The 12,638-nt window shown below is 72.6% G+C and carries 13 protein-coding genes; 6 read left to right on the forward strand and 7 right to left on the reverse strand.

The features are described 5' to 3' along the window. Positions 1–115 precede the first annotated feature (115 nt). Positions 116–385, forward strand: coding sequence for a hypothetical protein (locus EVJ50_RS11440; protein WP_150884076.1), 270 nt, complete (start codon positions 116–118; stop codon positions 383–385). Between the two features lie 31 nt (positions 386–416). Continuing rightward, the gene (locus EVJ50_RS14705; protein ID WP_191964759.1) at positions 417–569 is read left to right on the forward strand and encodes a hypothetical protein; all 153 of its coding nucleotides are present in this window, start codon (positions 417–419) and stop codon (positions 567–569) included. Between the two features lie 108 nt (positions 570–677). Here EVJ50_RS14705 and EVJ50_RS11445 read toward each other — a convergent pair whose 3' ends face one another. Both EVJ50_RS11445 and EVJ50_RS11450 read right to left on the reverse strand, forming a co-directional pair. After that, positions 678–1,490, reverse strand: coding sequence for a pirin family protein (locus tag EVJ50_RS11445; RefSeq protein ID WP_150884077.1), 813 nt, complete (start codon positions 1,488–1,490; stop codon positions 678–680). A gap of 34 nt (positions 1,491–1,524) precedes the next feature. Further along, complete coding sequence (locus EVJ50_RS11450) at positions 1,525–2,058, reverse strand: NADPH-dependent FMN reductase (protein WP_150884078.1); 534 nt, start codon at positions 2,056–2,058, stop codon at positions 1,525–1,527. Between the two features lie 187 nt (positions 2,059–2,245). Between EVJ50_RS11450 and EVJ50_RS11455 the strand changes: the two genes are divergently transcribed. Beyond that, the gene (locus EVJ50_RS11455; RefSeq protein ID WP_150884079.1) at positions 2,246–2,824 is read left to right on the forward strand and encodes a hypothetical protein; all 579 of its coding nucleotides are present in this window, start codon (positions 2,246–2,248) and stop codon (positions 2,822–2,824) included. An 11-nt stretch (positions 2,825–2,835) separates the two neighbouring features. Here the strand turns inward: EVJ50_RS11455 and EVJ50_RS11460 are convergent, their stop codons facing one another. Beyond that, positions 2,836–3,549, reverse strand: a complete 714-nt coding sequence (locus EVJ50_RS11460) for a rubrerythrin family protein (RefSeq protein WP_150884080.1) — start codon at positions 3,547–3,549, stop codon at positions 2,836–2,838. A 185-nt stretch (positions 3,550–3,734) separates the two neighbouring features. Here EVJ50_RS11460 and EVJ50_RS11465 point away from each other — a divergent pair, with 185 nt between their 5' ends. From EVJ50_RS11465 to EVJ50_RS11475, 3 genes are read left to right on the forward strand one after another with little or no spacing between them, the layout of a single operon-like run. Further along, entirely contained in the window at positions 3,735–4,700 is a 966-nt protein-coding gene (locus tag EVJ50_RS11465) for a permease (protein ID WP_150884081.1), read from the forward strand. A gap of 2 nt (positions 4,701–4,702) precedes the next feature. Then, a complete protein-coding gene (locus EVJ50_RS11470) occupies positions 4,703–5,416 on the forward strand; it encodes a TIGR03943 family protein (RefSeq protein WP_225322918.1) in 714 nt (237 codons plus the stop codon). Between the two features lie 6 nt (positions 5,417–5,422). Beyond that, entirely contained in the window at positions 5,423–6,820 is a 1,398-nt protein-coding gene (locus EVJ50_RS11475; protein WP_150884082.1) for a hypothetical protein, read from the forward strand. On the opposite strand, the gene EVJ50_RS11480 is transcribed toward EVJ50_RS11475, so the two are convergent. From EVJ50_RS11480 to EVJ50_RS11495, 4 genes are all read right to left on the reverse strand, one after another. Beyond that, positions 6,804–7,871 (reverse strand): metal ABC transporter substrate-binding protein, encoded by a 1,068-nt coding sequence (locus tag EVJ50_RS11480; protein ID WP_150884083.1) that lies wholly within the window; start codon positions 7,869–7,871, stop codon positions 6,804–6,806. The two genes, EVJ50_RS11475 and EVJ50_RS11480, sit on opposite strands and share 17 nt — an antisense overlap. 138 nt (positions 7,872–8,009) lie before the next feature. Beyond that, the gene (locus tag EVJ50_RS11485; protein WP_191964760.1) at positions 8,010–10,727 is read right to left on the reverse strand and encodes an AAA family ATPase; all 2,718 of its coding nucleotides are present in this window, start codon (positions 10,725–10,727) and stop codon (positions 8,010–8,012) included. A 22-nt stretch (positions 10,728–10,749) separates the two neighbouring features. Continuing rightward, positions 10,750–11,937, reverse strand: a complete 1,188-nt coding sequence (locus EVJ50_RS11490; protein ID WP_150884085.1) for a metallophosphoesterase — start codon at positions 11,935–11,937, stop codon at positions 10,750–10,752. Between the two features lie 15 nt (positions 11,938–11,952). Further along, positions 11,953–12,486 carry a hypothetical protein gene (locus EVJ50_RS11495; RefSeq protein WP_150884086.1) on the reverse strand — a complete coding sequence of 178 codons (534 nt, stop codon included), beginning with the start codon at positions 12,484–12,486 and terminating at the stop codon, positions 11,953–11,955. Positions 12,487–12,638 lie beyond the last annotated feature (152 nt).

The raw sequence follows: 12,638 nt of genomic DNA on the forward strand, positions 1-12,638 counted from the left end.
TTCAGACTTTCTGCTTGATTCAGCCCTTGCGCATCCCGCACAATCTGCTGCAACTGCGGTCGTGGAGGTCGGATTTCCCGTCCTGCCTCACCGCATTCCCCGATTCGGCGGTTTCATGAGCAGCGATCGCACCGGCAGACCCTCCGGCACACCGGGCCGTTCCCTCCCCGCCGGCCCCAGCCTGCCGCCCGGTCTCAACGCCACCCGGCAGTCCCTCGCCAGCGGCCAGGCAGTGACCGTTGAGGGCACCAACGTGATCCGGGTTCCCTTCGGCGTCCGCCGGCCCCGGCGTGAACGCCCCGCCCGGCCCGAGCGCCTGGCCACCCTGGTGCTGCCGCTGGTGGCCAACGGTTCGGCCCCCACTCCGCCTCCCGCTGCAGCCTGAGACCTTCCTCGGGCCCGACCAGCAGCTGTTGATGAAAGGAGGTCTTCTGGCGCTCAGCGCCCTTCTGGCGTTCGGCTTCAGCCCCGCTGTCCTGGCCGAGGAGTTCGAGGTCTATGAAGAAGAGGTGGTCGAGGAGGTTGTCGAAGAGGAAGTGATCGAAGAGGAGGTCGTCGAGGAGTATTGAAGAGGAGTGCGTCGACGCGTGATGCCTCGTCTCGCTGACGCCCCCTCGCTTCACCGGCTCCCTTCAGGATCTGTGCTCGTCAATCTCCGCTGAGATCCGTGCCTTCCCTCAGCCCAGTTCGAAGAGCAGCAGGTCCGCGCCTTTGGTGCCGGCTGTGATCCCGGCACCGCAATCCTTGGCCGGCCGGAAGGCCAGACCATCGCCGCGGTACAGATCCAGCGGGCCGCTGTCGTCTGAGCCGCCTGTCTCCAGGGCGCCATCCCCGTCGATCAGCTGCAGCCAGGCCGGTGCGCCGGAGGCCAGCGGCAGATGGAGTTGCTGGCCCGCCTGCGGTCGGGCCCGCCAGAGCCGGATGCCCTGATGCACGTGCAGGGGGTGGCTGGCGTCCGCGTCCTGGCTGGCTCCCTGGACCTCACGATCGGCACCGGGTTCCGTGTCATGTTCGGCGTCCGCCCCATCCACCAAGAGGCTCCAGTCGCCTCCGATCCGGAAGTGGCGCTGTTGGTAGCCGGGTGGGAGCTGGTTGGCCTCCGGTTCGACCCAGATCTGGAGCAGCCGGCAGGGCTCGCTCCCCTCATTCATCTCGCTGTGCACCATGCCGGTGCCGGTCGTCATCCGCTGCACCTCCCCCGCCCGCAGCACCTCATGGGTGCCCATCGAATCGCGATGGTGCAGCTCGCCCTCCACCATCACCGTGATGATCTCCATGTCGCGGTGGGGATGCATGCCGAATCCCTTCCCGGCGGCGATTGTGTCGTCGTTGATCACCCGCAGCGGCCCGCAGCCGCTCCAGTCGGGATCGTGGTGGCCGGCGAAGGAGAAGCTGTGCCACGAGTCGAGCCAGTCGAGCCGGCTGTGGAAACGCTCAGCGGCACGGCGGAGCCGGATGGGGCCGGCTGGCGGGGGGAGAGGACTGGGCACGGGATCGGCGGTTGCGGAGGGGAAGGAACGCCGGTCAGCTCAGCTGCAGCGGTTCCATCTGCAGCAGCCGCACCATCAGATCCCGGATGCTCTCGGGCTTGGCGGGCTTCGCGGCATTGGCCTGCACCTGGCGGCCCACCACCTGAGCCCCCAGGTGGGCCAGCTGAATGCGCAGCACCGTCAGCAGTTCCATGCCGCCACCGCCGGAATGGCTGGCCATGCCGATCGGGCGCCCGTTGAACAGGGTGCGGAAATCGTCGCCCTGCACCGACAGCCAGGCGATGGCGCTGGAGAGCACCGGTGGGATCGAGCCGTTGTATTCCGGTGCGCAGATCAGCCAGCGGGGTGCCGCCTGCAGCTGGCTGCTGAGGGCCCGGGCCGCGTCGGGCACGCCATCGGCGGCATGGGCGCGCGGGTTGTAGAGCGGCAGGGGGAGGCTGGTGAGGTCCAGCAGGTCGGTCTGGCGGCCGAGCTCACGGCCGGCGGCGACGAAGCGCTCTCCCAGCTTGAGGTTCTCGCCATTGCTGGCGCTGATCACCAGAACATCGGGGGTGGCGTTGGCGGTCATCGGATCGGGGCGGGGGTTGCCTGAACAACGGCCGGGTGCTGGAGCCGGTGCGGGCTGGGGGCGGCTCAAGATTTCACAGCCGGAGCCGGTCTGACAAGGGCGGTTGTCACGGCCTGGATCGCCGGCGTAGGCGCCGGCCCCGGCCAACGAGCCGGCGAAACTGTTGGTTCTCTTGTATGAGTGGCCGATGCCAACCCAACCGCCTGCCGGAGGTTCCGATGCGGACCGGCGCCCGGAGGCGGCGGAGCTGTTGGCGCTGGAGGAGCGGGCCCGGCGGGAGGGCCTGGGGCTGCACCCCGGGGATCTGGTGGGTGTGTGGTGCCTGGAGCAGGTCTGGCCGAAGGGAGCCACCTCCGAGCCGCGGCTGACCGGTGCGCTGCTGCGCCGGCTGGGCGCGCGGCTGGAACTGAGCCTGAGCCCGGATGCCGCTGGGGAGCCCCTGCGCGTGGCCAATGCCGTGGCGCTCGGCCCCCTGCAGCTGCGCTTCGCCGGCTGGGGCCGGCTGCAGGGGCGGCGACCGCTGCTGCTGTTCGGCTTCGAGGGCCTCAGCCTGCTCTGGGGCCGCTGGACTCTGCTGTCCAGATCGCTCGCGACGCCCACCGCCAGCGATGGCACGGGCGGCGTCAGGGATGGCGGGGTGCCGAAAGGGCAGCCGTTCTTCGCGCTGATCGGAGGCGGGCGGCGAGAGGGCTGGCTCGCCGCCCGCGGACGGGGCGGGGGGCTGGCGCGCTGGGTGCGGCGCGGCGACCCCCCGGATCCGGCCTGAAGGCCGCCGGCTCAGGCAGCGCGCAGCTCCGCTTCCCGGTAGGGCACGAAGCTCTTCTTGGTGGCACCGCAGATCGGGCAGCTCCAGTCGTCCGGGATCGCCTCGAACGGCGTGCCCGGTGCGATGCCGGAGTCCGGATCACCGGCGACCGGGTCATAGATCATCGAGCACACCTTGCAGATCCACTTGCCGGCCACCGGCTGCTCGGCCTCGCCGGCCTGCCCCAGGCCCTGCAGCGCCCTGAGGGCCACCCCGTAGCGCTCGGCGTGGTGCTGCTCGATCGGCGCCAGGAAGCCGAAGTTGCTGGCGGCCTTGCGGAAGATGGCGGCGTGGTCCTGCGACTCCTCGATCTGCTCGCGGAACTCCGCCTCGGCGCCGCCGTCGCGATCGGCCCGAGCCGTGGCGGCGAACTCTGGGTACATGGTGGTGTATTCATACGTCTCGCCCTCGATGGCGAGCTCGAGGCAGCGGCTGAGCACGGCCTGCTTCTGCTCCTCGCTCAGGCCGGCGCCGTCCTCCACCACGAGCTCCGGGTGAAGCAGACGGAAGTGGGCGAAGGCGTGCTCGGTCTCCTGGGCCGCGGTGTCGCGGAAGAGGCGGGCGAGCTCGGCGTGGCCGAGACGCTTGGCCACGTCCGCGAAGAAGAGGTACTTGCGGTTCGCCATGCTCTCGCCGCCGAAGGCGGCCTCGAGATTGGCGTGGGTGGAGGGCTTGGAGAGATCCATCAGCGAGGGGTGGCGGGGGACGAAACGCTGCCGGCCCGGAGCCGACAGGAGCATCAGCTTACACGAAGTCGGAACGACTATGGATAAGCCTCCGTCATTCGGTTGACCCCCGCCTGTCCCCCTCCCGTTGTTTGGTCTCTCTCGGTCGGGTCCCTCTTACCGTCGTGGCGCCGCGAGGGGCTCGGGTGGACCAGCTGGGCACGATCTGGTCCCTCTTCCAGGCGCTGTTCCTCGAAGCGACCCCCTTTCTGGTGCTCGGCATCGCCATCTCCACCCTCGCCCGCCGCTATCTGCCCGGGGGTGAGGTGCTGCAGCGCCTGCCCTCCCATCCGTTGCTCGGCCCCCTCACCGGTGCAGCGCTCGGCTTCGCCCTGCCGGCCTGCGAGTGCGGCAACGTGCCGGTGGCGCGGCGGCTGCTTGCCGCTGGAGCTCCGATGCCCACCGGTCTCGGCTTTCTGTTCGCCGCGCCGGTGCTCAATCCGATCGTGATCGCCGGCACCTGGGCGGCCTTTCCGGACCGGCCCTGGCTGCTGCTGGCCCGGCCGCTCGGCGCCCTGCTGCTGGCCCTGGCCCTGGCCGGCCTGCTGCGCTTCATGGCCGAGCCGGATCTGCTCGCCGCCAGCCTGCTGGCTGAACGGCGTCTGCATCTGCCCCGGCAGCAGGTGTCGCTGCTGGAGGCCGGCGGCGGCTGGCTGGGGGGTGCCCCGGCCCCGCCGCCGCCGCTGGCCCCGGCCGGGCGGGAGCGGCCCAGCTGGCGCGACACCCTCCGCCATGCCCTCGACGAGCTGCTGGAGCTGGGCGTGCTGCTGGTGATGGGGTGCCTGATCGCCGCCGCGCTGCAGTCGCTGCTGCCGCGCCAGTGGCTGCTGGCGGTGGGTCAGGCCCCCACCCTCTCGATCCTGGCGCTGATGCTGCTGACGGTGATCATCTCGGTCTGCAGCAGCGTCGACGCCTTCCTGGCCCTGGGCTTCGCCGCCCAGATCACCCCCGGCGCCCTGCTCGCGTTCCTGGTGCTGGGCCCGATCGTGGACATCAAGGCCCTGGGGCTCTACTCCGCCATCTTCCGGGGCCCGGCCCTGGGGCTGGTGGTGCTCTGCTCCTGCGTCATCGTGCTGCTGATGGGGCAGTGGCTGAACCTGATCGCGCTCTGAACGTGCCTCCCTCGTCCGCCCCGGTCCCGCCGCCGCCTCACCAGCGCCGCCTGCGCGCTGCCGCCCGCCTCGATCCGGCGGCCCTGGCGGGCATCCTGCTGGGCGCCAGCCTGGTGCAGGCCTGGCTGGCGGGTCGTCTGGATCTCCTGCTGGCACCGGCGTTCCACCTGCTGGTGGCCGGGGCCGGGGCCCTGCTGGTGGCCGCCTCCGGTGCGGCCCTGGTCCAGAGCTGGCGCCGGCCCCGGCCGCTGCGCCGACCCCGTCAGACCGCCCTGCTGGCGCTGGTGGCGCTGCTGGTGATGCTGCTGCCGCCCCGCCCCTCCTTCAGCCTGCTGGTCGCCAACCGCAGCTCCGCCGCGCTGGAGGGCCTGACGGCCGGCTTCGCCCTGCCGCCGGCCGAGCGGTCGCTGGTGGACTGGGCCCGTCTCTGGCGCTCCGCTCCCGACCCCGCCGGCTTTCTCGGCGAGGAGGTGCGCATCTCCGGCTTCGTGCTGGAACGGCCCGACGGCTCCCGCAGCCTGGCCCGGCTGGTGGTGCGCTGCTGCCTGGCCGATGCCACACCGGTGGATCTGGCCGTGCGCTGGCCGGAGCAGCCGCCGGCCGTGGATGCCTGGCTGGAGGTCAGCGGTGTGGTGGGAGCCGGGCCGGAGGGGCTGGAGGTGGTGGCCGCCAGCGTGCGGCCGATCCCGCGGCCGAGCCAGCCCTTCGACACCTGAGCCGCCGTGCTGAACCGCCGCCTGCTGCCCCTCACCCTGATGCTGTCCGCGGCCGGGCTGCTGGCGCTGGTGCAGCAGCAGGTCCTGCTGCGCCGACCGGGCCGGCTGGTGGCGGTGGAGTCGGTCCCCGCCCTGGGCCCCGGCGTGCCGCTCACGTTCCGCTTCAGCCGGGCGGTGCAGCCGGAGGTGGCCCTCACCGATGCCGGCGGCCGGGTGATCCGCCGCCTGACGGTGCGGGGGCAGGAGCGCCGCTGGCGGCTTGATCTCACGGGGGAGCCGGCGATCGAGGCCCCCCTGCGGTTGAGGGTCTCGGGGCGGGATGCGGCGGGCCGGCCGATCCGCCCGCGCCGGCTGGTCTGGGACCCGCGCCCCGCCCTGCTGGCGCGGGTGAGCCGCGGGTCGGCCGAGCGGTTGGAGCTGCGCGAGCCCGACGGCCGCTGGCATCCCCTCACCCCCTGGAGCGAGGAGCTCAGCGATGCCTGGCCGCTGGCGGATGGCGCCGGTGTGCTCTACGCCACGGATGCCGCTCCGCTGCGGGCCCGGGCCTGGCGCGTCGCCGTGGAGCAGAACCGGCTCTGGGACCCGCAGGCGCCGCGTCCGCCGCTGAGGGTGCGTCCGCCCCGGGATCTGCTCGGGGCCAGCAGCACCTTCGTTCACGCCAGCAGCAGTGCCACCGGCCGGCTGCTGGTGCAGGGCGCCAGCCTCCAGCCGCAGGGTGCCGCCAGCGGTTCCGACGCCTGGCTGCGGCTGCAGGAGTCCAACGGACGCGGCTGGCGCGATCTGCCCTTCGCCTCCGGCGGTGCGGCCACCCTGCTGCCCACCGGGGACGGGGTGATCGTTCCGGTGGCCGATGGCCTCACCCTCCACACCCTGCCGCCCCTGGCGGAGGGCCGCCGCTTTCTGCCCGGCCGGCGGGATCTGCTGGCCTTCTGCGGCCTCGGGGAGCGGGCCGTGATGCTGGCCCGGCAGGCGGATTTCACCCGCACGGTGGCCCTGCTGCGGCCGGGTGAGGCCCCCGTGCGCCTCTGGAGCGGCCGGGCCGCGGTGGTGGGCGCCAGCTGCAGCGCCGATGGCGAGCGGGTCTGGCTGCTGACGGTGGATCAGGACCGGGACGGAAGCCACCAACTGGCGCTGCAGACCCTGCAACCCGGCGGCGCTGGCGGCAGCCGTTTCCCGCTGGAGGACTGGCGCCTGGGCACGGGCACCAGCCTCAGCTTCGATCCGGTCAGCCGGTCGCTGCTGGCCACCCTTTCCCCGGTCGGCGGTGACGAGACCCGGGCCGTGCTGATCGCCCTGGATGGGGAGGGAACACCCCGCGAGGTGTCCGCCCTGCCGCGGCCGCTGCTGCAGGCCGCCTGGCTGCCGGCCCGGGGCCGCATCGGCGGCTTCAGCGCTCTGTTCTGATGGCCTGCCAGCGCTCGATCAGGGCGTCGCCGGCCGGCCGGTCGCAGTTGCCGCCCAGGCCCTCGGCGATGGTGCAGACATTGGAGACGAAGGTGGCCACCAGGCTGGAGCCCGGGGCGGTGCCGTCGGCCAGCAGGGCCGTGTCCGAGAGGGGCAGGCCCGTGCGGCTGGCGATGGTCTGCAGGGCCTTGCCGGGAGGGGTCTGCTCGGGGAACAGGATCGTGACCCCCTGGCTGCGCAGCTCCTCGGCCAGGTTGGCCAGGTCGGCGGGCCGGAGCAGATCACCGCTGCCGTGGGCACCGATCACGGCCAGATCCTGCAGGTCGTAGCGATCCGCCAGGCTGGCGAAGGCCCGGTGGGAGGTGGCCAGCGTGCGGGAGCCGGAGGGCAGGGTGCTGAAGGCCTGCTCCGCCCAGGCGTCCAGATCGCTCAGCACGACCTGTGCCTGCTGGAGCCGCGCATCCAGCCCGGCCGTGTCATCCGGCGCCAGCAGCTGCAGGCGGGCGCTGATCACTCCCGCCATCACCGCGGTGTTGGTGGGGTTGTGCCACACGTGCGGATCCTGGTCGCCGTGGGCGTGACCGTCGTGATCGTGCCCGGTGTGGTCGTCGCCGGCGTGGGCCTCGTCGTCGTGGTCGTCGTGATGGTCCGCGTGGCCGATGTCCTTGAGGCTCACGGGCTTGATGCCGGGCGCCTCGGCGGTCCAGGTCACGTTGTCGCGATCCCGCAGGCTCTCGAGCTGGGGCGTGAGAGTGAGGCCGTTGATGAACACGTGGTCGGCGCCTTCCAGCTCCTCCCGGTCGCTGGGGGTGAGGGCGAAGCTGTGGGGGTCATCGCCCGGTTCCAGCAGGCAGCTCACCGATGCCGCCGAGCCGGCCAGGGTGGTGGTGAGGTCGCACAGCACGCCATCGGCCGCCACCACCTGCGGTGCGTCCGCTTCCGCGGCGGGTGGCTGCGGGGCGCGGCAGCCGGCGGCAAGGACCAGGGCGAGAGCCACCAGGGCCCCGGTTCCGGCCGGGCGGATCGGGCAGGCGCGTCGCGGTTCGATCATGGATGACGGTGCACCTCAGGCGTGGCGGGGAAAGCGAGCTGTGGCGCAGATCTTGCCTGAGAATGATTCGCATTTTATGGGCGCAGCCCTGTGGGGTGTTCAGAGGCTCTGGCTGTGCAGTCCCGGCAGGGCTGAGGTTCAGCTCCCCAGCTCGATCCGGGTCGCGGCCTCCAGTAGGGCGCTGCGTTCCGGATCGCAGCTGAGCACGATCACCTGCAGGCCCCGATCGGCGGCCTGCCGCAGCATGCGGTGCACCCCCTGCTGGCGCTCGGGATCGCAGGCGGCGAAGGCGTCATCGAAGACCAGCGGCAGGCAACCCTCGTAAGCCTCGGCCAGCACCTCCGCCATCGCCAGGCGCAGGGCCGCGGCGAACTGCTCGCGGGCTCCGGTGCTGAGCACAGCGAAGGGAAAGGCGGCCTCCCCGCCCCGCCGCCAGCCGAGATCGCCGAAGCCGTTGCGGGCGTCGTAGCTGAGGTCTGCCCGCGGCACCTCAGCGAACACCGGGGCCAGATAAGCGCTGATGCGCTCGCTGATCGGTGCGGTGTAGCGGCTGGCCATGGCGTTGCGCTCCTCCTCCAGCAGGCGGCGCAGCAGGCTCAGCACATTGGCTTCGGTCTCCAGCCGCTGCTGCTCCTGGCCGCAGGCCTCCAGCTGGGCCTGCTTCTGCTCCCGCTCCGCCTGCAGATCGCGGCTGCCGTTGCCCTGCAGCCGGCTTTCGGCGCGGATGCGGGCCGCTTCCGCCTGCCGCTGCTGCTCCTGCATCGCCCCGATCTCCCGGGTCAGCTCCTGTGCGCGGCGCGCCAGATCCTCCGGATCGAGGGCGGCCAGCTCGCGGCGATGTCCGGCGAGGCGGCCTTCCGCCGCGGTCCGCTGCGTCTCCAGCTGCTGCACGGCGGCCTCCAGCTCCTGCAGCGAGCCGGCGCGTGTGAGCACCTCGTCGATGCGGGTGCGGGTCTGCAGCAACTGATCGCGGGCCTGAGCCAGCCCGGCGTCCGCAGCCTCGATCGCGCGCCGGCCCTCCTCCAGGGCCCGCTCGGCCTGGGAGGCGAGCCCTGCCTGCCGCTCCGCCGCCGCCTGGGCCTGATCGCGCTCGCTGCGGGCCTGCTGCAGCTCCTGCTCGAGCTGGATGAGCCGGGCCTCGGGGTCCCGATCCATCGCGGCCTCGTCCTCCGGATGCTCCGGCAGCGCCTCGATCTGCTCCTGCACCCGCTCCTGCCGATGCTTCAGGGCGGCGGCATCGTCGCTGCCGCGTTGCTCCAACAGACGCTCGCGCTGTGCCAATAGGTCGCTGCGGCGCCGTTCGGTGGTCGCCGCCGCCTCCACCGACGCCACCCCCCCGGCGTCCAGCCCGCGCGCCAGGGCTGCCGCGGCGGCCTCAAGCTCCTTCTTGGCCGCTTCGATCGAGCCGCCGCCACCAGGCAGCAGGCGGATGGCCACGGCATCGCCCACCTCCAGCAGGCCGGCCTGACTGAGGGTGCAGCGGCTGCCGGCCTCCAGCGGCCGCCCGTCGAGCCGCACCGACAGGCCGGCCTGCAGCACCTCAAGGCCGGCGGCCATCGCCTCGGCCCGGGCCCGGGCGGTGTCGTGCTGCTGCTGCAGAGTCCGCAGCCGCTCCACCGCGCCGGCATCGATCGCCGGCAGCCGGGCGAGGTCCTTCTCCAGCTGCTCCAGCTCGCCCTGGAGCCGGCCGATCGCGCTGAGCCGTTCCGCCAGGCCCCGCTGCTGCCTCAGGGCTGTGGCGTGGCGATGGCGCTGCTCAAGACGAAGCGCATCGCCGCGGAGTTCCGCTGCACGACGCCGCAGGGTCTCCAGCTCCGTGCGGGCCCGATCGAGGGCCTGCTGCCGCTGCGCCTGCTCGCCCCGCAGCGTTTCAAGCGCCCTGGCCTGAGGGGCCAGCTCCGCTTCGAGGGCTTCCCGGCGGCGCAGCTGGCTGCGGAGTTGCTCGCGGTCCGCCAGGGGTTGCTGCAGCTGCTGGCCGAGGGCCTTCAGTGCGGCCTCCTCCAGGCCGATCGCCTGCTGCAGGCTGCGGCAGGTCTCCTGGCGCTGCTGCAGGTCCCGTTGCTCCTGCTGCCGCTGGGGCCAGGCGGCGGCCAGCCGCGCCAGGGCGGCGCCGGCCCGTTCACAGGTCTCCTGCTCCTGCTGCTGCTCCCGGATCAGCCCCTCGATCGCGGCCAGTTCATCGCTGGCGTCCCGCGCGGCCTGCCGCGCGGCGGCCAGCGGCGAGCCCTTGCGCACCTGCGGTGCGCGGCTGGCGCTGCCGGGGGTGTGGATGGCGGACCAGCGCGCCTCGATCGACTCGCTCACGCTCAGATCCAGGGCCGACTGCACCGTGGGCCCCGTGCCGGCCTGGAGCCGTTCCACCAGACGGTCGTGGTCGTAGGCGGCGGCTGATCGCTCGAGCGGGTTGGCGCTGGAGGAGCCCTGCCACACCCAGAGATGCCCCCAGCGTTCGCGCAGCTGTTCGGCGGCGCTGCGGTTGCGGGCCACGGCGGCCGTGCCCACCAGCCGTGCCAGCGCCTCCTCCGCCTCATCGCCCTTGAAGCTGCGGCCGCTCGGGTCCTGCAGGGTGACGCTGCCGCGACTGCCGGCGAAGCGCTTGCGCAGGGTCCAGTCGCCGCCGCCGCTGCGCAGCACCAGCTCCACCCTGGGATCGGCCACGAACGGATCGGTGCGCATGGCCTCGAGCAGGGCGCCGCCGCTGCGGGCCGGCAGAAACAGCACCCGGTGCAGGGCTTCGGCCAGGGTGCTCTTGCCCGACTGGTTGGGGCCGGTGATCAGCGTCAGCCGCCGGTCGAAGCGCAGGTCCAGCTCCCGGTGCAGCCGGTAGTCGCGCAGGCGGGCGGAGATCAGTTGCATCGGGCTCCCGGATGTGGGCCGCTCAGCAGCTGGTGCAGCTGCGGTGCAGCTCCCGCAGCGCCAGCCGGGCCAGCTCGCCCTGCTCGGCATCCTCCTGCAGCTGCTGCAGACGCCGGGCGACGCGGGCCACCAGGGGATCGCCGGCCCGTTCCGTGAGCTGGCGCAGCTCCGCCGGGTCGGGCGCGACGCTGGTGCGATCGCGCAGCTTGAGGCGCAGCAGCCGGGCCTCAAGCCGCTGCAGCAGCTCCTTCAGAGCGGCGGCCGCCGCCAGGCTGAGGCTGCCGTCGAGTTCGAGCAGGAGCAGGTCCCGGTTGCTGCGACTGCCGATGGCGTCAGCAACCCGCTGCTCCAGCCGCTCCAGATCGGCGTCGTCGCTGAAGCGGTGGGCGATCTGGTGCCAGCCGATGGCGCCGGTGGGCAGCACCTCCACCTCGGGCGGACCGCCCCGCTCCAGCGTCACCAGCAGCGCCTGGCCGGAGCGGTAGTCGGCCGCGCGCGGGAAGCGGTCCATCTCATGGCAGCCGCTGTACCAGGCCCGGGGCGCCACCTGCTTGAGGCCGTGCCAGTCGCCGAGGGCGATGTAATCGAGTTCGCTGGCGGGCAGAGCGGCCAGGTCGATGCGGTTGCCGCTCAGCGGCGGATTCTCGTCGTCGGCATCAGCGGGGCCGCTGCCGCCGCCGAACTCCTGGATCGAGCCGTGGGCCAGCACGATGCGGGGTCCGCCTGGCAGGGCGTTCCAGTGGAGGCTGCGCAGCCAGGCGGTGGGATCACCGGGCTCGCTGCGGCGCAGCAGCGGGCAGGGCAGCAGCAGGCCGGGCGGCAGCCCGTAGCGGCGCAGATCCACCGGCTCGCGCTCCAGCAGCACGTGCAGATTCGGGGCCAGCTGTTCGCGCTCCTCGAGGAAGTAGCGCTCCTGCCAGAGGCTGCCCGGCCCGCCGTGGTCGTGGTTGCCGGGAATCGCCAGCACCGGTCGATCGATGGCGCCGATGGCGCTGCAGGCGGCCGACACCTGGGCCCGGCTGGGCTGGGGCGCATCGAAGAGATCCCCCGCCACCAGGATGCAGGCGGCCTGCCGCTCACGGGCCAGGGCTCCCAGCCGGCCGATGGCCTCCAGCCGCTCCTGCCGCAGCCGGGCCCGCTTGTCGCTGTCGGCGACGCGGGCATAGGGCTTGCCGAGCTGCCAGTCGGCGCTATGGAGGATGCGGAGCATGGCGGCGGGGCCGGCTCAGCGCGGCGGGCCGTTGTAGATGGTGCGGGTCACGCTGCGGCCGTCGGGGCTCACGCTCAGCTCGGTCTCCAGCGTGGGACGGCGGTCATTGTCCTGCCAGCCGGGCGTGCCGCCGGGAAAGCGGAAGCGGTAGCCGGAGCCGTCGATGCCGGTCACGCAGGGATTGGAGCGGGTGGCGGCCGGCGCCTGCATGCAGCGGCCGGGTTCGTAGGCGGCCATGCCGCCGTTGCGCTCCACGGCACGGGTGCGGGCCACATTGATGGCCAGGGAGGCGGGCCGCGGCGTGCCGTTGTAAAGCACCTCGCTCACCTCGCGGCCCTGGGGCGCGATGCGGATCTCGCTTTCCACGGTCGGCAGACGGTTCTGCTGCTCCCAGGCCGGAGACCCGCCGACGAAGTGAAACAGGAAGCCATCGGCATCGTCCTGCACCAGGCAGAGGTTGCTGCCGGGCACGGGGCTGGCGAACATGCATTGAGCCGGCCGGTAAGCGCTGAGGCCGCCGTTCAGCGCCACCACCGTTGTACGGGCCAAATTGATGGCCCGTAGTGCTTCGGGGGGCACGCGCGGTTGGGCGGAAGCGGAAGCGATGTCCAGCAACGTGGTGGGTGCAAGGTGCAGGGCCGTAGTGATGCCGATTGCAGAAAGGGTGCGTACCGCGAATGAGTGTTGGAGAGCCGGCATGG

It is taken from the genome of Synechococcus sp. RSCCF101 (assembly GCF_008807075.1).
In the GTDB taxonomy this organism is placed as follows: Bacteria; Cyanobacteriota; Cyanobacteriia; order PCC-6307; family Cyanobiaceae; genus RSCCF101.